Source organism: Chryseobacterium shigense (assembly GCF_900156575.1).
In the GTDB taxonomy this organism is placed as follows: domain Bacteria; phylum Bacteroidota; class Bacteroidia; order Flavobacteriales; family Weeksellaceae; genus Chryseobacterium; species Chryseobacterium shigense.
The window spans coordinates 139624-160127 of record NZ_FTNY01000007.1 but is presented as its reverse complement, the minus strand read 5'-3'; the positions used below and the strand labels follow the sequence as shown (position 1 = coordinate 160127).

At 36.5% G+C, this 20504-nt stretch carries 21 protein-coding genes; 10 read left to right on the top strand and 11 right to left on the bottom strand.

Features of this window, described 5'->3' with window-relative positions; translation table 11 throughout:
* Positions 1-48: 48 nt before the first annotated feature.
* Positions 49-1773 (top strand): amidohydrolase, encoded by a 1725-nt coding sequence (locus tag BW964_RS20570; RefSeq protein ID WP_076510191.1) that lies wholly within the window; start codon positions 49-51, stop codon positions 1771-1773.
* Between the two features lie 132 nt (positions 1774-1905).
* Here BW964_RS20570 and BW964_RS20565 read toward each other — a convergent pair whose 3' ends face one another.
* The 8 genes from BW964_RS20565 to BW964_RS20530 form a co-directional block, all read right to left on the bottom strand.
* A complete protein-coding gene (locus tag BW964_RS20565) occupies positions 1906-2517 on the bottom strand; it encodes an inorganic pyrophosphatase (protein WP_076510188.1) in 612 nt (203 codons plus the stop codon).
* Between the two features lie 17 nt (positions 2518-2534).
* Entirely contained in the window at positions 2535-3047 is a 513-nt protein-coding gene (locus tag BW964_RS20560; RefSeq protein WP_076510186.1) for a DUF7935 family protein, read from the bottom strand.
* 24 nt (positions 3048-3071) lie between these two features.
* Positions 3072-4238 carry a hypothetical protein gene (locus BW964_RS20555; protein WP_076510184.1) on the bottom strand — a complete coding sequence of 389 codons (1167 nt, stop codon included), beginning with the start codon at positions 4236-4238 and terminating at the stop codon, positions 3072-3074.
* Positions 4239-4337: 99 nt separating this feature from the next.
* Positions 4338-5270 carry a phytanoyl-CoA dioxygenase family protein gene (locus BW964_RS20550; RefSeq protein WP_076510182.1) on the bottom strand — a complete coding sequence of 311 codons (933 nt, stop codon included), beginning with the start codon at positions 5268-5270 and terminating at the stop codon, positions 4338-4340.
* Positions 5271-5362: 92 nt separating this feature from the next.
* Positions 5363-6274: a hypothetical protein gene (locus BW964_RS20545; protein ID WP_084176065.1), complete on the bottom strand. Its 912-nt coding sequence runs from the start codon at positions 6272-6274 to the stop codon at positions 5363-5365.
* On the bottom strand, positions 6271-6948 hold the full coding sequence (gene radC, locus BW964_RS20540) for a RadC family protein (protein WP_076510178.1): 678 nt from the start codon (positions 6946-6948) through the stop codon (positions 6271-6273). The genes BW964_RS20545 and radC overlap by 4 nt, the downstream gene beginning before the upstream one ends.
* 78 nt (positions 6949-7026) lie before the next feature.
* The gene (locus BW964_RS20535; RefSeq protein ID WP_076510176.1) at positions 7027-7605 is read right to left on the bottom strand and encodes a murein L,D-transpeptidase catalytic domain-containing protein; all 579 of its coding nucleotides are present in this window, start codon (positions 7603-7605) and stop codon (positions 7027-7029) included.
* 15 nt (positions 7606-7620) lie between these two features.
* Positions 7621-8289, bottom strand: a complete 669-nt coding sequence (locus BW964_RS20530; protein WP_076510174.1) for an ABC transporter ATP-binding protein — start codon at positions 8287-8289, stop codon at positions 7621-7623.
* A 182-nt stretch (positions 8290-8471) separates the two neighbouring features.
* On the opposite strand from BW964_RS20530, the gene BW964_RS20525 reads away from it, so the two are divergent.
* Positions 8472-9638: a hypothetical protein gene (locus BW964_RS20525; RefSeq protein WP_076510172.1), complete on the top strand. Its 1167-nt coding sequence runs from the start codon at positions 8472-8474 to the stop codon at positions 9636-9638.
* Between the two features lie 73 nt (positions 9639-9711).
* On the opposite strand, the gene BW964_RS20520 is transcribed toward BW964_RS20525, so the two are convergent.
* Positions 9712-11325: a 2-oxo acid dehydrogenase subunit E2 gene (locus tag BW964_RS20520; RefSeq protein ID WP_076510170.1), complete on the bottom strand. Its 1614-nt coding sequence runs from the start codon at positions 11323-11325 to the stop codon at positions 9712-9714.
* 95 nt (positions 11326-11420) lie between these two features.
* Positions 11421-12422 (bottom strand): pyruvate dehydrogenase (acetyl-transferring) E1 component subunit alpha, encoded by a 1002-nt coding sequence (gene pdhA, locus BW964_RS20515; RefSeq protein ID WP_076510168.1) that lies wholly within the window; start codon positions 12420-12422, stop codon positions 11421-11423.
* A gap of 124 nt (positions 12423-12546) precedes the next feature.
* Here pdhA and BW964_RS20510 point away from each other — a divergent pair, with 124 nt between their 5' ends.
* Together BW964_RS20510 and BW964_RS20505 are read left to right on the top strand one after the other, a co-directional pair.
* Positions 12547-13149, top strand: coding sequence for a phosphatase PAP2 family protein (locus BW964_RS20510; RefSeq protein WP_076510165.1), 603 nt, complete (start codon positions 12547-12549; stop codon positions 13147-13149).
* Between the two features lie 7 nt (positions 13150-13156).
* Positions 13157-13648 carry a BlaI/MecI/CopY family transcriptional regulator gene (locus BW964_RS20505; RefSeq protein WP_076510162.1) on the top strand — a complete coding sequence of 164 codons (492 nt, stop codon included), beginning with the start codon at positions 13157-13159 and terminating at the stop codon, positions 13646-13648.
* 284 nt (positions 13649-13932) lie between these two features.
* Here BW964_RS20505 and BW964_RS20500 read toward each other — a convergent pair whose 3' ends face one another.
* Positions 13933-14301 carry an RNA recognition motif domain-containing protein gene (locus BW964_RS20500; RefSeq protein WP_076510160.1) on the bottom strand — a complete coding sequence of 123 codons (369 nt, stop codon included), beginning with the start codon at positions 14299-14301 and terminating at the stop codon, positions 13933-13935.
* Between the two features lie 307 nt (positions 14302-14608).
* Between BW964_RS20500 and BW964_RS20495 the strand changes: the two genes are divergently transcribed.
* The 6 genes from BW964_RS20495 to BW964_RS20470 all read left to right on the top strand — a co-directional run bounded on the left by BW964_RS20495 (position 14609) and on the right by BW964_RS20470 (position 20158).
* The gene (locus tag BW964_RS20495; protein ID WP_076510158.1) at positions 14609-14812 is read left to right on the top strand and encodes a helix-turn-helix domain-containing protein; all 204 of its coding nucleotides are present in this window, start codon (positions 14609-14611) and stop codon (positions 14810-14812) included.
* A gap of 61 nt (positions 14813-14873) precedes the next feature.
* Positions 14874-15284, top strand: a complete 411-nt coding sequence (locus BW964_RS20490) for a DUF6157 family protein (protein WP_076510155.1) — start codon at positions 14874-14876, stop codon at positions 15282-15284.
* Positions 15285-15379: 95 nt separating this feature from the next.
* Positions 15380-15772 (top strand): acyl-CoA thioesterase, encoded by a 393-nt coding sequence (locus BW964_RS20485; RefSeq protein WP_076510153.1) that lies wholly within the window; start codon positions 15380-15382, stop codon positions 15770-15772.
* Positions 15769-16329 (top strand): helix-turn-helix domain-containing protein, encoded by a 561-nt coding sequence (locus BW964_RS20480; protein ID WP_076510150.1) that lies wholly within the window; start codon positions 15769-15771, stop codon positions 16327-16329. The genes BW964_RS20485 and BW964_RS20480 overlap by 4 nt, the downstream gene beginning before the upstream one ends.
* Before the next feature lie 240 nt (positions 16330-16569).
* Positions 16570-19425, top strand: coding sequence for a heavy metal translocating P-type ATPase (locus BW964_RS20475; protein ID WP_076510148.1), 2856 nt, complete (start codon positions 16570-16572; stop codon positions 19423-19425).
* A 4-nt stretch (positions 19426-19429) separates the two neighbouring features.
* Positions 19430-20158, top strand: coding sequence for a DUF72 domain-containing protein (locus BW964_RS20470; protein WP_076510305.1), 729 nt, complete (start codon positions 19430-19432; stop codon positions 20156-20158).
* The last annotated feature ends 346 nt before the right edge of the window (positions 20159-20504 follow it).

Below are 20504 nucleotides of genomic sequence, written 5' to 3'. Positions count from 1 at the left end.
TAATATATTTTTCCGTAAATTTAAGGAACACCACAAAACAGAATAGTTATGAAAGTATTAATTAATTTAATCTTTTCAGTCTTTCTTATGGCCAGCTGTCAAAACAGAATGCCTAAAGAAAAAGCAGATGCTCTTTATTTTGGAGGAACTATTTTAACCATGGAAGACGCAGCCCCTGAAGTAGAGGCTGTTGCTTTAAAAAATGGCAAAATACTTTTTGCAGGAACTCAAGCAGAAGCAGATCGTTATAAAGGCGATCAAACAAAGATCATTGATCTTAAGGGGAAAGTTTTACTTCCCGGTTTTATAGATGTTCATGGGCACTTTACTTCACGGGCAGGAATGATGCAGGCTATCGATCTGTTCCCGGAACCTTATGGTACAGTCAATTCCATCCGTGACCTTCAGACCACTATTAAAAAATATATTGAGGAGCATTCTCTCCCGAAAACCCAGCCGATTATAGGAAATGGCTATGATGATGCGATTATGACCGAGCATCGGCATCCTACCAAGGATGAACTGGATGCAATAAGTACAACCAATCCAATTATTGTTATCCATACTTCAGGACATGCCAGTGTAGTCAATACAGCCATGCTGAATCTTTTGGGAATCTCTGAATCTGTAAAAGACCCTGAAGGCGGACATTACGGAAGAAATAAAAAGACTGGAAAGCTTAATGGAAAACTGGAAGAAAATGCCAGCTTTAGAGCACTTCTTGCGATCACAGAAAAGATGAGTAAAGAGGCAGGCCATTCTCAGGATCAAGCCATTAAGAGTCTCATGAAAGCTCAGGATGAATGGTTGAGCTACGGCCAGACTACGATCTGCGACGGAAGGACAATGGGAGAAACTGTAGGTCTGATGGAAAAAGCTGCTTCTGAACATCTTTTCAAAGCCGACATTGTCTATTTCCCGGATTATGAATATTTCAAAAAGGATCTGAATACTTTTAAGCCAAAGTACATGAAGTACAACAATCATCTAAAGCTTGGGGGCTTCAAATTTTCGGATGACGGCTCTCCTCAGGGTAAAACGGCATGGCTTACAAAGCCTTATCTTGTACCACCCGAAGGTCAGTCCGCAGATTACAAGGGCTTTCCTATTTTTTCTGATCAGGTTTTATATGATGATCTGAAGACTTTGTTTCAGAACCATATTACAGCACAGCTTCATGTGAATGGTGATGCTGCCATTGATCAGGCATTACGGGTGATCGGACAATTAAAAGAAGAGAACATTTATAAACCGGAGCTGAGGGCTACTCTTATTCATGTTCAGAACAGCCGTCCGGATCACATTCAAAAGATTAAAGAGATAGGTCTTATTCCATCTTATTTTTCCACTCATGTTTATTTATGGGGTGACTGGCATTACTCCAGTGTCTTCGGACCGGAAAGAGCTTCATTTATCAGCCCTGCCAATTCTGCACTGAAGGCAGGAATTGTTTTCACGATGCATCATGATGCTCCGGTAACTCCTCCTGATCTCATTACAGCGGTATATTCTGCCGTCAACAGGAAAACACGTTCGGGAAGAATTCTGGGTCCGGATGAAAGAATTACTCCTCTTCAGGCATTAAAAGCAATCACCATCAACGCTGCTTACCAGTTGCAGGAAGAAAAAACAAAAGGTTCTATTCAGGCAGGAAAGCTGGCAGATCTTGTCATCCTTGATCAAAATCCGCTGACCATTGATCCTGAACAGATCCGAAGTATTAAAGTATTGGAAACTATCAAAGAAGGAGTCTCTGTTTATCAAAGGAAATAAACTATTTTCTTCTTTTAGTATGGTTCTTATTATGCTTTCATCACTGAACTACCATCTATAATTGTAGACAAATAAAAAGGCAAATGAAAGAAAATTCATCTGCCTTTTATTATCGTTCAGGAATGCTGTTTCTTAGCCTCCGAATTTTTCTGCGTAATCTTTTTGAGAAGCGATGATCACTTTTCTAGCATGCTCCGCTCCGTATACTTCGTGAATTCTGCATTTTGCAGGCTCATCCGGTAAGTTTTTGTACGTTAAGAAGTAGTGCATTAATCTTTTAACCTCTGCTTCAGGAAGTTCAGCAATATCTCTGAAGTGTCCGAATGCGTGGTCACCGATCATTACTGCAACGATTTTATCGTCAGCTTCTCCACCATCGATCATTTTGAATCCTCCGATTGGAATAGCTTCCATTAATAATCCTCCTGAATGGATATTATGAGAGCTTAATACACAAATATCAAGTGGATCATGATCTCCTTCCGTTACATCATCAGCTCCAGCTTCTACAGCCAGTTTCATTACTTCATTGTGACAATAGGTTCTTGGAACAAACCCATATAAAGCGGGGATGATATTGGAAAATTTCTGAGGTCTGTCTACCTTTAAAAATCCTGTTTCTTTATCTACTTCATATTTAATGGTATCTGAAGGAACGATTTCCACGAATACGTTTACAACATTTGGCGCATCTTCTCCTGCAGAAACCCCATGCCATGGATGTGCTTTAAAATTTGGAATCATTATTTATCTGTTATTTTTTAAGTTATAATTAAAATTTCTCTTCTAAGGTCTTCGATTGTAGCGGCAATATAGTCATCGCTTTCCATATAGTTCATGATGAAAATGGTTTTGAATTCTTCAAGATCCGTATTTCCATTCAGTCCGTCATAGGTTTTGTGGAGTAAATCTATTAAAGCATTCTTAGAATCTACGATATTCTTCCAGGAAGCTTTTGTAATATAAAGCTGCTGTGAAGAATTGTATTCAAACTCATCATTAATTGTTTTTTCGGTCAGAAAGATGAACTCATGAGCTGCAAGATCTTTATCAAACTTCTGAATAATGTTTGACGGTTTTATTCTTTCTAAAAAGAGCGTCATCCTTTCATAAGAATGGGCTTTATTTTCAGCATTGGATTTTACAGAAAGAAGCTTGATCTCCTGATTTTTAAGGGTAATGTACGAATGTACAAATTGTCTCAGCAAAACCAGAAAAGGTATTGCGATAATTAATGCAAAAGCATATGGTAAATATCCTGAAAAACTAGCCATAATTTTAGACGGCAAAATTACTAATTATTTTCCGGCTTCTAAAGAGTTTTTCAATATATCGATCTTAGAATTCTGAATATAGATGAGAGACAGGATGATGATGAGATAAAAACCAATCATCATTCTGTTGGCCAAACTTGGAAAAATCAGAAATCTGAGAAACACGGAGCTATAAATGGCTCCGAAAAACAGGCATTGTCCCCAGCTTTTTTTACAATTCACTGAAAATTTGTTCGCCAGAATAACGACAATGAATAAGAGCAGCAAGGGAAAATAAGAACCATTGAAGTCAAGCATTATAGTCTTCCTGATAAAATTAAAATAGTCCGGAAAATAAAATGGATCGGGATTCGATATCGGATAAATCTGAACTTTTGTAAACTGATTCATAAATAAAGTAGACCAGGAGATCTGGTTGAAATACTGAATCAGAGAGAAGGAAAGAAAGATATAACCATAAGACAGAAATAAGTGTACCGTTTTAATATGAATACTTCTTTTATAGAAATAAACCAATGCATAAAGAAATGAGTACAAGATAAAATATTCAGGTCTTGTTAGAATACACAACATGGCAAAAACCGTAGCAGCAAGATGATTTTTTCTGACCCAAAATACATACAAGCTTAATAAAAGTAATAAACAGGATAAACTGTCTGCTGAAGCATGTCTGCTGGCTTCCAACAGTGGTTTGAATAAAGAGATTAAAATGGTTATGATGAATGCTAAAGGATAGTTTTTTATCGTTTTTATCAGGTAACAGAATATTAAAATCAGGATCAGAACATAAGAAACGATTGAGGTTAAAAATATGGATGTTGTAATTTTAAAACCCAATTTAAAGAACATCAGATTAACAAAATTATAGAAAGGTTTTACAGAAAACAGCTGGAGTTCTTCTCCGTATGCTTTGGGGTTTTCCGAAAGAACTTTATAATAGGTGTTCTCCCCTTCTGCAATTTCTTCATCCTGAGGAGTGATGCCGAAAAGTTTAGGATTGGTTCCTTTCAGTTCGTTATATACCTTTTTATGAATATCCTCTATTTTCATATCGGGATATTCTGCTTTATAGATTAGACCTGCGTAAGCCTCAAGATCTACATTGTAATACTGATGGGTATACAAGTAGCATGACATCAGACCTAAATAGATTGAAAAAATAAAAACAAGAATATTTCTGCTTTTTTTCATTTACATTTTTGTTTTGTTCAGTAAGAATGCAAAAGTAAAAAAACTATCGGTTGGGCCGTTATTTATTGAAATTATTATTTCACAAGAAAAATAGAGGATTTACAATTCGAATAATGCCGGCCTTTGAGTTACTTCATGATAACAGACACTATTCTCGTCAAAAAAATGATATACCAGGCTTTTTCTTGTTTTGTTTTTATCCCTGTGAGGCTCGCCGCCGTGAAGGATGTTGGCATGCCATATCAGCATATCTCCTTTTTTAGCTCGAAAAATCTCTTTTTTTAAGCCCAATTCTTTGACCTTGTTATCCAGGAATTCTTCATAAGCCCGATAGCTCTTTTTTCCAATCCTCAATGCGTCCCCTTCATTTTCATAATCAGAATTCAGAAAATAAGGGAGTTTATGGCTTCCTGGAATGTAATGAAGCGCTCCATTGGTCTCATCCACATCTTCCAAAGCAATCCATACTCCGAGAAGGCCGCCAAGCGGATAGGTGGTCATATGAATACTGTCTGAATGTGTTTTTTGCTGGCTTCCGTTGATAAAATTAATACTCTGGAAAAGTTTCGCCTGACCATCCAATAATACGGAAAGGAAATCAAGCAGGTTTTTATTATTTCCTATATTTTTAATGATCTCAGAATGATGGATGGCAAACATCAGTTTTCCGCCATAAATAAATTTCAGCGTTCCATTTTCCATGAGCTTTTCAATTTCATTATTGATCTTATCTGCATCATCTGTACTGATAAAGTTCCTTAAGATCATGTATCCATTATCATCGTAGTGTAACGCACTTTCTTTATTTTCAGGCGTTAAACCCTTGAAAAACTCAGTATTGACCAAATTTTCATGAGTGATGGTTCTTTCGGAAGCCGGAAGATGGGCAAAATCAGAACTCGAAATGCTGGAAAAGTATTTTTTGCTGACCCCGTATTTTTTGTATAAAGGAATATTATGCTGTAACTTTTTCTTATTAAAAAAATTATAAATGATATAGGGCAGTTTATAATGACGGATCTGCTTTAGCATGGCTTAGATATTAGTATTAAATACGTTATAAAGGTAACGAATATTATTTAATTAAAACCATTCTAAATAACGGTTTAAACATGATAATAATCCTAAAAAAACTTTCCTCTCATCATCAGTGATGCAAAATTTTTAACAAGAGCTTTTTTGGAATTATCGATCACTGCGTAGGGCTTTAATTCTGGTCTGAAACCACGAAAAAATTCTTCAATACTGGGAAGATTTCCTCCCTCAAAATCAAAGATCCTATTTTCTATATTTTCTTTGATCACCTGATCTATCAGCGTAGATGCTCCTGCCATTTTAATGTATTTTTTGTCATTAAATGTTCCTAAAAGAGCAATTGTATCATAGTCTGAATAGGTAGCGATCATATTCGTAATTTCATGATGATAATAAAAAGCCAGGAACTTCAAATGCTTTAGCGAATAGAATGACTCCAGAGTTTTGAGTAAAGCGACGGAATCATGTTCCTTATCCAGTCCTACAACATTCTCTCTTATAAATTTTTCTGCTTCCGGATAGCTGATCTCTTTTATTGCTGAATTTTCCAGTACTTCATCATCCAAGCGTAATTTTCTTTTTCTTTTTGGCGAATACTTAGCAAAAATTTCATTATAATTACCCGGATACAAAACGAAATTTTTCTTAGTCGTTAATTTTGAATCAAATCTGTTGGTTTCATTAAAATAATAAACCTTAATGAGATAATTCTTTTGAAGAAAGTGGAGAAACTTCTCATTAATCTTCTTATCATCTTTAACAGAAAAGACTCCAAGTTGCTGACACATCAATGGATTATGGACGATTTTGATTCCTTTTTTAAGGATAAAAGGAACAGGCATTACCCCTTCATAGTCTTTGTAAACCAAAACATCCCATTGTTTGTTGGCAGTTATATCTAAGAAATCTTTTGATGCTGAGTATTTTCTTTGCTCTGAATTTTCAAGACAGTCAGCATATTTCTTAAAATCGATCTCTTTATATTTCAATCTTCTAATCATAATAATCCTTCATCTGAGAAACTAAAATAGGAATCATGTGCCACAATAACATGATCTAAAAGCTGGATGCTTAATGTGCTTCCGGCTTCTTTTATTTTTTGGGTAATCGCAATATCTTCTTTGCTGGGTTTCAAACTTCCTGAAGGATGATTGTGGGCAATAATAATTCCAGTAGAGAAATGATCCAGTGCGGTTTTAAATAAAACTCTCACATCTACGACGGATTGGCTGATGCCCCCCTGGGTCAGCTGTGAAATGTGAATCACTTTATTGCTCTGATTGAGAAACATAGCCCAAAACTCTTCCGTCCTTAAGTCTGATAATTGATTTTTAAGGATAAAATAAACATCCTTACTATTGGAAATAACAGGTTTGTCAGGAATTTCCTGAACGGCTCTCCTTTTGCCTATTTCTAATGCTGCCATAATAGAAAGAGCTTTCACTTCGCCTATTCCTTTGAATTTCATCAATTCTTTACTGGAAAGAAGACTCAGCTGATGCCAACTATTATTTACCGATGATAGGATTTTTCTCGCTAATTCCAACGCACTCTCATCCCGGCTTCCGCTTCCCATAATAATGGCCAAAAGTTCGGAATCGGAAAGTGAACTTTTACCTTTCTGTAAAAATCTCTCTCTGGGTCTGTCGTCTTTAGCAAGTAATTTTATGGTCATTTTTAGAGATTAGAGATTAGAGATTAGAGATTAGAGATTAAGTTACAAAATTATAGACTTTAAATCATTTGAATAAATTTAATAAAACGCATACATGATCACAGGCTGCTTTGAATGATCAAGATATTCAGCCGTTTGAAGCAGTGCATTTTGAGAAAGCATAGGACATCCTAAACTCAAACATGCGGGATTTGGGGATTCCTGATCCGGAACACATCCTAATGAATGCAGCACGATGGCGCGCTCTACAGCATTGCTGTTACCTTCATCCAGTCCCTTAAGCCTGTAAGCTTTTCCGAATTTCCCGTTATAGCTGTTCAGGATCTCATATTTTCCCAGTGAAGATTGATATGATCCTTCTGTATTGCTGAATTTCAGAGCCTCTGAATTCTTAATCACCGAGCCCGATCCGTGAGAAACAATTGCTTTCTGAAGTATTTTATTATTTTTCAGATCGTAAACAAAGTAACGGTATTTTCCTGAATAGGTCTTAAAATTGATAAAAATAGCGATATCCTGATTATAGTTTTTTCCTTTTAAGAAATTTTTCAGTTCCAAAACTTTTGCCACCGGAAGAATATCAGATTTACTATTTACCTGAGATTCAGCTGTGGAACAGGAAATGATAAAAAGAAACAGGACAATAAACTTTTTCATTGATAGAATTGTTTTTTATTCGATAATCATTCCATCTTTCATCACAAGTTTTCTGTCCGTGATTTCTGCCAGGTTTGGATTGTGTGTGACAATGACAAAAGTCTGGTTATATTTATCTCTAAGATCAAAAAATAACCGGTGAAGATCATCTGCGTTTTTTGAGTCTAAGTTTCCTGTAGGTTCATCTGCAAAAATTATTTTTGGAGAATTGATTAAAGCTCTTGCTACCGCTACCCTTTGCGCTTCCCCTCCTGATAATTGGTTGGGTTTATGGTTCAGTCTTTGCTCTATTTTAAGGTCTTCAAATAAAGCATAGGCTTTTTCTAACGCCTCTTTTTCATTGGCTCCTCCTATTTTGGTAGGGAGCAATACATTTTCTAAAGCGGTAAACTCAGGAAGAAGCTGATGAAACTGAAATACAAAACCAATATTCTGGTTTCTGAATTTTGAAAGCTGTTTGTCGTTCATATTAATGAAAGACTCCCCCGCAATGCTAATTTCCGTATGATACTTATTGGAATTACTTGGATGATCCAAAGTTCCTAATATCTGAAGCAATGTAGACTTTCCCGCTCCGGATTCGCCTACAATAGAAACAACTTCACCTGTTTTAATGTGAATATCAACTCCTTTCAGTACTTCTAAATTCCCATAAGATTTATGGATATTACTTGCTTTAATCATGATTCAAAAATAGTAATTTGATTTTAAAATACAGTCATAAAACTCATATGCTGACAATATTTTTTAGCATTCAAAAATTACACAAAGGGGTTATTTTGAAAGGAAGAAAGTTTAAATAGATTTGAATATCGTTATAACGGATGTATAAAATTTCAAATACTCACTAAAAAACAGAAAATACAATGCTAAAAATAAATTTTGAAACAAGAATTGATTTTACAGAAAAAAAAATTCAGGAATTTCTTTTTGATAAAAACCAACAGAATTATCAAGTGAATCCTCCTGTCAAAAGCGGGTTCTTTTATGCAAGTGATAAGGTTGCCAACGATCAGATGATCAATGCATCTTATCAACAAAAAGTAACCTATTCTATACGAGAATTCTGGTCCGTTATACAAAATAATATATCGGTACAAAATAACCCTATCACTATTGTATATGAGCAGGAAGTAGACATTAATCCTGAATATCTGATATATTTCAGGGAGGGAATAAGTAATGAAGCCCTTGCCTATGCCAAAGACATCATCAGTCAATATCGTTTTGATACTGGAATAGCCATTGAGGAATGGATCCAGTCTAAGTTAAATATGATATTAACAGAAGATATGTTTTATATAGACACCTCATTATATATCACAAAAATAGGCGATAGAATAGAGTTTAATGCTGATCAGCGTTATGCATTTTTAAGAGTATATCGTCTTATTGAAGAGGATCCCTCAAAAGATAAGCCTGTAAAAAGCCAGGTTCACATTATTGATGACGGAGATCTTTCACATTGGCAGAAAGAATCTAAAACACGGCTGGAAAAATTAAAATATGAGGAACTTATATTAGATAATATTGAGCCTAAACAAAATCCGACGATCAAGGAATACCCTGCAAATTCACCAATTCCGGAAGCTCAAAAAATTACAGATGTACTCTCTGTCATTTCAAGTTCACTGATTCCTTCAGATTGTGGAGTGATGAATTTTAAAACTATAAAATTACTTACTCTTTTTAATTTCCCTGAATTTAAAGTTGAAATGGTTGATCACAGAATTAGAATAGGATGTTCAGATATTATTATAAGTCTTCCTGTATTAAGGATGAGAAATGCCGAGATTGTTTTTTATATTTATTACTCAGTTCCTGATGACATCACCCAGGTTTTATTGAAAATAATGACCGTCTGTGCAACAAGAGCGGCCCTTGAAGCTGCTGTTTTAGGTGTTATAACAAGTAATCCTGCAGTTGCCATTGCTGTATTCAATAATCAATTTAAAAACTGTATCCAGCAGGAAGCTCTGAAATGTATCAATCCTGGGATTATGACCATTAAAGAAACTGATGACTGGCGTTAGACTACCATAATTACTATTTTAAATAAAAAAACCTCTCGAAATGAGAGGTTTTACTATTGTATAATCCAGACTGTTACAGTAACAAAGTTAATGGACTTTCCAGATATGTTTTTAAAGTCTGTAAGAACTGAGCTCCCGTAGCACCGTCTACCACTCTGTGGTCACATGCTAATGAAAGCTTCATGATATTTCCTACGACGATCTGACCGTTTTTAACAATCGGTTTTTCGATGATCGCTCCTACGGAAAGGATCGCTGAGTTGGGCTGGTTGATGATACTTGTAAATGTTTCGATTCCGAACATACCCAAGTTTGAAACCGAGAATGTAGAACCTTCCATTTCATTTGCTTTAAGACCTTTATTCTTAGCTCTTGTCGCCATATCTTTTACCGCTGCCGAAATCTGAGTGTAATTCATTTGATCTGTATTTTTAAGTACAGGAACTACTAATCCGTCAGGAATAGCTACTGCTACCCCCACATTGATGTTTCCTCTGTGGATTACCTTATCTCCTGCCCAGCTTGAATTTACCTGTGGATGTTTTCTTAAAGCCACGGCAGTCGCCTTAATGATCATATCATTGAAAGAGATTTTAGTATCCGGTAAAGAGTTGATTTCTTTTCTGGCCTCAATGGCTTTATCCATATTGATCTCTACCATCAGATAATAGTGAGGAGCAGAGAATTTACTTTCAGCAAGACGTTTGGCAATAATATTTCTTACCTGAGAGTTTGGTGTTTCTGTATCTTCACCCTGAACAAAGCTCAATGCAACCTGAGCTGCTGCCGGAGCAGAAGCAGCCGGTTGAGCCTGTGCCTGAGAAGGCTGGTAATTTTCAATATCTTTTTTAACGATTCTTCCGTTTTCTCCTGACCCATTCACGCTGTTGATATCAACCCCTTTGTCCTGAGCCATTTTTTTAGCCAATGGAGAAATCGCTACTCTGTCTGAAGATGTAGAGTTTACAGCCGGAGCTGCTTTTTCTTCTGCCTTAGCTTCAGTTTTCTGTTCAGCTGGTTTTTCGGGAGACTGAGCAGCGGCTTTTGGAGCCCCTACCGCAGAAATATCTGTTCCTTCCGGACCGATAATTGCCAACACTGAATCTACCGGAGCTGCACCACCTTCTTCTACACCCTGCTTCAATAGTACACCGTTGAATTCAGATTCAAAATCCTGAACTGCTTTGTCTGTTTCGATTTCAGCAAGAAGATCACCTTCTTTTACAGTATCGCCAACATTTTTATGCCATTTCGCCACTTTACCTTCTGTCATTGTATCAGAAAGTCTTGGCATGGTAATTATTTCCACTCCTGCAGGAACTTCTGCAGTAGTCTGCTCAACACTGGTTGCGTTATTTTCTGTTTTCGATTCTTCTTCAGATTTTTTTTCTTCAGAACCTCCCGCAGCAGGAGCAGCAGCCCCACCGGTTAATCCTGAAATATCTTCCCCTTCATTCCCGATAATCGCTAAAACAGAGTCTACAGCAGCAGCAGATCCCTCTTCTACACCAATGTATAAAAGAGTTCCGTTTATTTCAGATTCGAAATCCTGAACAGCTTTATCTGTTTCAATTTCGGCTAAAATATCTCCTTCTTTTACTTTATCTCCTACGTTTTTATGCCATTTCGCCACTTTACCTTCCGTCATAGTGTCGGAAAGGCGGGGCATCGTAATAACTTCTGCCATAATTTATTGTATTAATTTGTTAATGTGATGATGTGATGATAAGAACAGTGAACCTTGAGTAAGCACATCATCTATCATCTGATCAGCAAATTATTTTAGTTTTCTAATTGATCTAAGAATGGATAATTTTCCTGAGAATACACATATTCATAGATTTTATCTGTATCCGGATACGGAGAATTTTCCATGAATTCTATACACTCATCCACAAAATCTCTTGATTTGTTGTCTACAGCTTCCAATTCAGCTTCTGTAGCCCATCCATTTTCCAAAATTCTGTGTTTTACCAATTCCATAGGGTCATCATTCTTATGAATGGCTACTTCTTCCTTGCTTCTGTAAGGTTCAGCATCAGACATAGAGTGTCCTCTGTAACGGTATGTTCTTGCTTCAATGAAAGTAGGTCCGTCTCCTCTTCTTGCTCTTTCGATAGCTTCGTACGCTGCTTCAGCTACTTTTTCAGGATCCATTGCATCTACTGCAAGACAAGGCATTTCGTATCCTAATCCTAATTTGTAGATATCTTCGTGGTTAGCTGTTCTTTTTACAGAAGTTCCCATGGCATACTGATTGTTTTCAACAACAAATACTACAGGAAGTTTCCAGTTCATCGCCATATTGAATGTTTCATGAAGCGATCCCTGTCTGGCTGCTCCATCTCCGAAGAAACAGATGTTTACCGCTTTTCTGTCATAATACTTATCTGCAAAAGCAATTCCAGCTCCCAAAGGAATCTGTCCTCCTACGATCCCGTGTCCTCCGTAGAAACGGTGCTCTTTACTGAAAATGTGCATAGAACCACCCATACCTCCGGATGTTCCGGTAGCTTTACCACAAAGTTCAGCCATGATTCTCTTAGGATCTACGCCCATCGCCATTGGATGGATGTGGCATCTGTAAGCAGTAATCATACTATCCTTTGTTAAATCCATTGCATGCGTGAAGCCGGCAGGAATAGCCTCCTGACCGTTATACAAATGTAAAAAACCTCTGATCTTTTGTTTTAGATAAAGAGAACGGCATTTGTCTTCAAACCTTCTCCACATTGTCATATCTTCATACCACTTCAGGTATACCTCTTTAGAAAATTCTTTCATGTGCTAGCTCTTGCTTTTTTATGATGAATATTTGAGCAAAATTATAAAAAAAACTTTGTTTTTATCGTATACATACTAATTGTTTTTTTGCTTATAGTGTTATATTTGAATTTTAAACTTAAACATGGAAGAAAAACACCCTTCAATGGTACTTAAAACTTCAAAAGTCATCTCAGATTTTTTTAATCCGTTGGTCTCTTTATTTATTTTCTTCATTTATATGAGCATGAGAGAATACTCATTAAAAGACTCTATTTTATACTTTGCTCCTATATTATTAATGATCATTGCTCCGGTAGTGATCTGGCTGGTATGGAATGTAAAGACCGGAAGATATACTAATATGGATGTTTCTGACCGTATTCAAAGAAAAACACTGTATATCTTTATTGCTGCGTGCGTGGTCTTCTATCTGGTTTTTAATTACTTTAGAAACGGATACATAGATCTTGTGATGCTGTTTATTCTGATTTTAATTTTCACGATGCAAATCAGTAATTTTTTTATCAAAAGCTCAATGCATACCGCCTTTAATGTATTTGTGGCGGCATTATTTTTCACTCTGAACTGGAAAGCCGGACTGATCTGGCTGGGAATTGCTGCTTTGGTGGGAGTTACAAGGATTATTTTGAGAAGACACACCGTAAAGGAAGTATTTATGGGTGCCGGAATAGCATTTTTGGTATCTTTTATCTATCTTTATTGCAATATACAATTTCAACATTAAGAATTCTATGAAAATAAATCATCTTACCGCTGCTGAGGAAAATTTTATGAAGCTGTTCTGGAAGCTTGAATCTTTTTATCTTAAAGACATTATGGAACAGCATCCTGAGCCGAAGCCACATCAGAATACCGTATCTACGTATTTGAAAATATTGGTGGAAAAAGGATATATCACGACCCAAAAAGAAGGCAGAATCTTTAAATACACGGTAGTTGTTCCCTCAGAAGAATACAGAAAATTTTTATTGAAAGAGCTTTCTCACAATTTTTTCAATGATTCAGGGAAGGAAATTCTGGACTTCTTATTTAACGAAAAATTAATTTCCCAGGATGATCTGAAAAACTACTTTGATCTTAAAATTGAGATTGTGCCTGCAAAAAACGAAGAACCGAAATTTGAATATGCAGATGAGATCTTAAATCCTAAAAAAGTAAAAAAAACCAAAGCGAAAGACAAGGATAAGGATAAAGACAAGAAAAAGAAGAAGAAAAAAGACTAAACACAAAACATTTTCAAAAGAAATTGCAGAAAATGGCCGCAAATGGTATAGGTATATCCTATTTGAAGAGTAATAATGTATCACTCTCTGCTCTGGAGCTACTGTGTACAGGAGAGTGAATGAAATGTGAATTCTCCTTTTACCGGCCTACTATTTACACGACCTTTACCAATATATCTTTTCAATAAAAATATCCCTTTTTAAAACACACTGAATGATCAGCCTGTTTTAAAAAGGGATATAATACTACATAAAAAAAGCGGCTCAAAAGCCGCCTTATATTTTTACCAACGATTTCCGCCACCGTTACCACCACGGCTGTTTCCACCTCCGTAGCCGCTACCGCCGCCTCTATTGTTGTTTCCTCCGTAACCACCTCCTCTGTTGTTGTCAAAGCTTCTTCTTGGCTTTTCTTCTCTTGGCTTAGCTTCAGATACGTTTAACTCTTTTCCGTTAAATTCTTTCTGATTAAGAGCTTCGATAGCTTGCTTTCCTTCTTCATCTCCCATTTCTACAAAACCGAAACCTCTTGAACGGCCAGTTTCTCTGTCTGTAACGATTTTAGCTGATGATACATCACCAAATTCTGCGAATAGATCGTGCAACTCATATTCTTTAGTTGCGTAATTGATGTTTGAAACAAAAATGTTCATTTTAAATAAAAATTAAAAATTAATAAAAATTTGGTATATAAAAGAAAAGCAACATAAATTAATGAACAAATATTGATTCCAAATATAAACGTATGCAAGATACAATTTAAAATTTTAAATCAAAGCTTTTTTTAAAGTATTTATCACTACAGAATGAAACCAAAGTCTTATATTATCGAATAACAACAAATAAATATTGTTTATTACAAAATTTTTACTGAAATTCGCATAAAGTTAAAATTAGTTAACACACAAAAAATCATCAAATAAGCCTGTCAAGAGGCCTCAAAAAGACCAATATACCCCTATGCCTATTATAATAAACCTTGATGTGATGATGGCCAAAAGAAAAATGTCGCTGAACGAGCTCTCTGAAAGGATAAATTTAACATTATCCAATGCATCCAACCTGAAAACGGGTAAGGCAAAAGCGATCCGGTTCAGTACGCTTGATGCCCTATGCAAAGCGCTGGACTGCCAACCCGGAGATATTCTGGAGTACCGCGAATAATAGGATATGAAAAATTCACCGATCATCTTTAAATGTTCAATATACTTCACGTAATATATATATGATACACACCACCAATTACATCAATACTTTTATTGAGATTGCCGATGACTGCCCCGTTTCGTATGCTGAGACACCACCTGAAAAGAAAGTAAAAACACTGGCCTCCTTACAGTATGAGCAGATCAAAAAAAATCCTTACCGCTATTCTTCTGATGATATTATATTTGAGTGTTATGCTCTAAAAAATGACATTTGTGAAAGTGAAAAGCAGCAGGAAAAAATACAGTTTTTCTCTAAAGGACAACCTTGCCTTCGGTCATCTCCTTTAGCCAAACGCTACGGATTTGGGATCCATCATAATGAAGAGGGAAAAGTCGCTATTTTCGCGGTTGAAAGCAAAGAATACCAAATTCTTCTAAACGACAATACAATAAACAAAGTAAAAGCCATGCGCTCCAAGAAAATATGATTGAGAAAATGAATCATTTCCTTCAGATCAGTAAATACGGTTTCCTTGATAAACCCAGTTTTTAACACTAAATTTGTGAAGTAAATTATTAAAACATGAACTACCATACGAGAAAATGGGTAAAACCCGAAGATCTAAACCCCAATCACTCACTTTTTGGAGGAAGACTTTTACAGTGGATCGATGAAGAGGCTGCCCTTTATGCCATCATTCAGCTGGAAAACACAAAAGTCGTGACGAAATTTATTTCCGAAATCAATTTTGTAAGCTCAGCCAAACAGGGTGATATTATAGAAATAGGGATTGAAGCATCACATTTCGGATCATCATCCATTACCTTGAAATGTAATGTGAGAAACAAAATGACCCACCAGACCATTATCACCGTAGATAAAATTGTGATGGTCAACCTGGACAGTGAAGGAAACCCTGCACCACACGGAAAAACACAAATTGAATTTGTAAAAGACAGATTGAGCCAGCCATGAAAATTTTTATCAAAAACATGGTGTGTAACCGCTGTATTTCCGCTGTGGAAAAAATATTCAATGAGGCAGATGTCATGATACACTCTGTCTCTTTGGGTGAAGTAGAAACGGAAACTGATATTCCGGCTGAAAAAATGCTGGTGATAGAAAAAAGTCTTCTCGAAACAGGCTTTGAAAGAATTACGGATTCTACGCATCAGCTTGTTGATAAGATTAAAAATAGGATTATCGTCAAGATCAGTGAACTTGACATTGATGAAAATTTTCTTCTTTCTGAGTTTTTAAGTTCAGAGATTCATAAAGATTACAGTTCTCTATCCAAAACCTTTTCTCAAAACGAAAATATGACACTGGAACAGTTTTTTATTCTGCATAAAATTGAAAAGGTAAAAGAACTGCTTCTTTATAATGAATTCACTCTTACCGAAATCGCTGGAAAGCTTGGCTATAAAAGTGTTCAGCATCTCTCATCCCAGTTCAGGAACATTACCGGATTTACCCCCACAGAATTCAAGAAACTGAAAGATCACCAACGGAAGACGCTGGATAGCTTATGAGTTGGAGAGTTTTAGTACGGAGGGGTTAGAGTTTGACTATAAACGCGTGCTAAACTATTCAAATATGTTAATAGGATAATCAAAATCCCTATCCTTCAACTTATACATTCCTTCTACTCTTCCACGCTCCTCCTCTAAAACCCTCCAATACCCGCATTCCAAATTCTGTAACTATTATCCCTAAAATTATAACAGCCTTTCCAATGGATTTTGGACATTTGCAGGATAAATTCAAGGATCATGCAAAGACAATACAATATACTCGGAATGACCTGCTCCGGATGTCAGAAGAAAATTTCTGAAAAGCTCAACAGCGTTGAGGGAGTTACAGCCGATGTCAATCTGGAAAACAATACCGCAACCATCACTTCCGATCAAGAAATTAAACTTTCGGTTTTAAATGATGCGTTGGGAGAGAAATATAAACTGGAAGACCCCAAAAAACCTGATACTATGTTTGTAAAACCTCAGGACAGAATTTCCCCCTCGTCAGTTTATTATTGCCCGATGGAGTGTGAAGGTGATAAAGTCTACTTCAAACAAGGTGAAAGATGTCCGGACTGTAATATGTATCTTGTTCCTATTGAGGAAAAGCATGCTAAAGATCCCAACCACAAAGCCACCTACTCTTCTTCCAATCTGCCTTCAAACTTCAAAGACAGTGTAGGAAAATACTACTGTCCGATGTTCTGTGAAGGAGATAAAATCTATGATGAAAAAGGGGAATGCCCTGTTTGCCATATGCATCTGGAAGAAATTACAGATGATTTTGCCAAAAATGCAGCTTCTCACAGTCATCAGCAATCTCATTCCTCTACTCATGACCACAGTCATCATGAAGCTCCGAAAGTGACCGATGATATGGCCGGAAAGTATTACTGTCCTATGTACTGCGAAGGAGATAAAACCTATGACTCCAATGTAGGATGTCCTGTATGCGGAATGGATCTGGTAAAATACCCCGAAAAGAAAACGGCAAAATATACCTGTCCTATGCACCCGGAAGTTATTCATGATGAGCCGGGAGACTGCCCGATATGCGGAATGGATCTGGTAAGAATGCCCGATAGCGATAAGGACGAAGAAGATGAAACGTATCATATTCTGAAAAAGAAATTCTTTATTTCCCTTGCCTTCACGATTCCGGTTTTTATCCTTTCAATGGGCGGGATGATGATTGATTTCCCTTTTTCTCACAAAATACAGGGATTTATTGAACTCGCGCTTACGCTTCCTGTGATGTTTTATTCCGGATGGTTTATACTCAAACGAGGCTGGGTTTCTTTCAAAACCTGGAATTTAAATATGTTCAGCCTGATCGCTTTAGGAGTTGCCGCAGCCTTTATTTTCAGTATTGCTGCTTTGGCTTTTCCGGATATCATTCCTCATGAAATCATAGGTCACAACCATGAGATCCCTCTTTATTTTGAGGCGGTCTGTGTGATCCTGACACTCGTTATCTTAGGGCAACTGATGGAAGCGGCGGCTCATAAAAAAACAGGAAATGCCATTAAAGAACTGATGAATCTTTCTCCGGATGAAGCTAATCTTATTGTGAATGGAGAAGAAAAAAGAGTCTTGCTTTCTCAGGTGAAAATCGGAGATCTGCTGAAAGTAAAACCAGGTGAAAAAATCCCTGTTGACGGGAAAATCACAGAGGGAACTTCTTTGGTGGATGAAAGTATGATCACAGGAGAACCAGTCCCTGTAGAAAAAGGGATTGATGACAGAGTTTCTTCAGGAACGATCAACGGAAATAAAGTATTCGTCATGAAAGCTGAAAAGGTAGGTGATGAAACTCTTCTTTCACAGATCATTAAAATGGTAAATGAAGCCAGCCGAAGCAGAGCTCCAATACAGAAACTGACGGACAAAGTGGCCAAAGTATTTGTTCCGGTAGTGATTCTTGTTGCTGTTCTTACCTTTGTTTTATGGCAGTTTTTCGGACCGGAAGGAAAAAGAAGTTTATTTGCTTTCGTGAATGCAGTTGCCGTATTAATTGTTGCCTGCCCATGTGCATTGGGTCTTGCCACTCCTATGTCGCTGATGGTAGGAATCGGGAAAGGCGCTAAAAGTGGTATTCTGATCAAAAATGCAGAAGCACTGGAACAAATGCATAAAGTGAACGTTCTGATCACTGACAAAACAGGAACTTTAACGGAAGGAAAACCTTCTGTAGAATACATTGAAACTTTAGAAAACGGAGATAAAAACGAAATTTTAAAGCTTGCGTTTTCCCTTAATCAAAACTCGGAACATCCGCTATCCAATGCCGTGATCAAAAAAGCGAAGGAACAGAATTTAACGGTCGAAAAGGTAAATGAATTTGAAAATATTTCAGGAAAAGGAGTTCAGGGAAATATTAATGGAAGAACCGCTTATCTGGGGAACGAAAGTCTTCTGATTTCCAACAACCTATCCATTCCACAGGCCTTAAAAGATAAAGCGATCGAGGTACAGTCTAAAGCCCACACCATTTCTTATGTAGCGCAGGATAAAACCGTATTAGGATTTATCAGCTTTACAGATAAGATCAAAGAGACTTCCAAAAAAGCAGTTCAGCGGCTGATGAAAGAAGGAATTGAGGTGATCATGATGACCGGAGACAATGAACATACGGCGAAAGCGGTTGCTGATGAATTGGGAATCAAACATTATAAAGCAAGTTGTCTTCCTGAAGATAAACTGAATGAAGTTAAAAAACTTCAGCAACAAGGAAAGATCGTGGCGATGACCGGAGATGGAATCAATGACTCCCCTGCTCTGGCACAATCTAACGTGGGAATTGCGATGGGAACCGGAACTGATGTGGCTATGGAAAGTGCTGAAATCACTTTATTAAAAGGTGATATTTTGGGGGTAGCAAAAGCCAAATTACTGAGCGAAAAACTGCTTAAAAACATCAAAGAAAACCTGTTTTTTGCATTTATCTATAATGTATTGGGTATTCCGGTAGCGGCAGGATTATTGTATCCTTTCTTCGGAATATTATTATCACCCATGATCGCAGCCGCTGCAATGAGTGTCAGTTCACTGTCTGTCATACTGAATTCATTGCGTTTAAACTCGGTAGATCTGGATGCAGATATACAATAAGCTTATGAAAAAAGAAAGTCTTTACATTGGATGTTCGGGATTTTATAATAACGACTGGAAAGGGTCGCTTTATCCTGCAGATGCTCAAAGTAAGGACTTTCTTACTTTATATTCACAGGTTTTCAATTCGGTAGAGATCAATTCTACTTTTTACAGAAAACCCACTTCGAAAACGCTTTTAAAATGGCATGATGAAACGCCTGAAGATTTTAAATTCTTCATTAAAATTCCTAAAGCCATTTCCCATGAAAAACGCCTGAAAGAATCTAAAGAAGAAATTTCAGAATTCTGTATCCATATTCAAACCCATTTAAAAGAAAAGCTTGCCGGATTCCTGTATCAGTTTCCGCCTTCTTTCAAAAAATCTCAGGAAAATATAGATCTGATTCTTACTAATCTTGATTTTAATTATGCCAACGTCATTGAATTCCGTCATGAGTCCTGGTGGACAGATGAACTATTTGATCTTTTGAAAGAAAACAATATCGTCTTTTCAGGGGTCAGTTTTCCAGGAAACCTTCCTGAGGAAATGATCATTAATCATCCGGAAATCCTTTATTACAGACTCCACGGAAAACCGGTTCTTTATAAATCTGAGTACACTCCGGGATTTATTGATGATCTTGCTGAACAGATTAAACATTCAAAAAGAAAAGCATTTATATTTTTCAATAATACCTGGGGAACTGCTGCGATTAAGAATGCACTGTACCTCAAGAAAATTTTAGAATAGGGATTTAATTCTTTACTCAAATATTCCTATCAGCAGAAGTTCTGCTGATCCTAACTTTTTATTCTTTACAATAATTCTTTTAACAGATTGATTTTTATCAAAAGAAAATACTTCTATAAATCTCCTAGGCCTATTAATAAAAGAATTCATGATAACAAACAGACCTTTACTATTCATCCAATTAAAATAATTCCCCAATACAGGAAGAATAGAGAAACTTCAATACAAATAGAAAAAATCAATGGATTTTACATTGATAAATGTTAAAACAAAAGAATACAAAAACATAATCTACAGACCTGTTATTGTATTCAAAAATAGCTTTAAAATAAAGTTCTTAAAATAA

Excerpts from the sequence above, each read along its gene's own strand:
- BW964_RS20570 (WP_076510191.1), top strand. The coding sequence starts at position 49 with ATGAAAGTATTAATTAATTTAATCTTTTCAGTCTTTCTTATGGCCAGC.
- BW964_RS20565 (WP_076510188.1), bottom strand. The coding sequence starts at position 2,517 with ATGATTCCAAATTTTAAAGCACATCCATGGCATGGGGTTTCTGCAGGA.
- BW964_RS20560 (WP_076510186.1), bottom strand. The coding sequence starts at position 3,047 with ATGGCTAGTTTTTCAGGATATTTACCATATGCTTTTGCATTAATTATC.
- BW964_RS20555 (WP_076510184.1), bottom strand. The coding sequence starts at position 4,238 with ATGAAAAAAAGCAGAAATATTCTTGTTTTTATTTTTTCAATCTATTTA.
- BW964_RS20550 (WP_076510182.1), bottom strand. The coding sequence starts at position 5,270 with ATGCTAAAGCAGATCCGTCATTATAAACTGCCCTATATCATTTATAAT.
- BW964_RS20545 (WP_084176065.1), bottom strand. The coding sequence starts at position 6,274 with ATGATTAGAAGATTGAAATATAAAGAGATCGATTTTAAGAAATATGCT.
- radC (WP_076510178.1), bottom strand. The coding sequence starts at position 6,948 with ATGACCATAAAATTACTTGCTAAAGACGACAGACCCAGAGAGAGATTT.
- BW964_RS20535 (WP_076510176.1), bottom strand. The coding sequence starts at position 7,605 with ATGAAAAAGTTTATTGTCCTGTTTCTTTTTATCATTTCCTGTTCCACA.
- BW964_RS20530 (WP_076510174.1), bottom strand. The coding sequence starts at position 8,289 with ATGATTAAAGCAAGTAATATCCATAAATCTTATGGGAATTTAGAAGTA.
- BW964_RS20525 (WP_076510172.1), top strand. The coding sequence starts at position 8,472 with ATGCTAAAAATAAATTTTGAAACAAGAATTGATTTTACAGAAAAAAAA.
- BW964_RS20520 (WP_076510170.1), bottom strand. The coding sequence starts at position 11,325 with ATGGCAGAAGTTATTACGATGCCCCGCCTTTCCGACACTATGACGGAA.
- pdhA (WP_076510168.1), bottom strand. The coding sequence starts at position 12,422 with ATGAAAGAATTTTCTAAAGAGGTATACCTGAAGTGGTATGAAGATATG.
- BW964_RS20510 (WP_076510165.1), top strand. The coding sequence starts at position 12,547 with ATGGAAGAAAAACACCCTTCAATGGTACTTAAAACTTCAAAAGTCATC.
- BW964_RS20505 (WP_076510162.1), top strand. The coding sequence starts at position 13,157 with ATGAAAATAAATCATCTTACCGCTGCTGAGGAAAATTTTATGAAGCTG.
- BW964_RS20500 (WP_076510160.1), bottom strand. The coding sequence starts at position 14,301 with ATGAACATTTTTGTTTCAAACATCAATTACGCAACTAAAGAATATGAG.
- BW964_RS20495 (WP_076510158.1), top strand. The coding sequence starts at position 14,609 with ATGCCTATTATAATAAACCTTGATGTGATGATGGCCAAAAGAAAAATG.
- BW964_RS20490 (WP_076510155.1), top strand. The coding sequence starts at position 14,874 with ATGATACACACCACCAATTACATCAATACTTTTATTGAGATTGCCGAT.
- BW964_RS20485 (WP_076510153.1), top strand. The coding sequence starts at position 15,380 with ATGAACTACCATACGAGAAAATGGGTAAAACCCGAAGATCTAAACCCC.
- BW964_RS20480 (WP_076510150.1), top strand. The coding sequence starts at position 15,769 with ATGAAAATTTTTATCAAAAACATGGTGTGTAACCGCTGTATTTCCGCT.
- BW964_RS20475 (WP_076510148.1), top strand. The coding sequence starts at position 16,570 with ATGCAAAGACAATACAATATACTCGGAATGACCTGCTCCGGATGTCAG.
- BW964_RS20470 (WP_076510305.1), top strand. The coding sequence starts at position 19,430 with ATGAAAAAAGAAAGTCTTTACATTGGATGTTCGGGATTTTATAATAAC.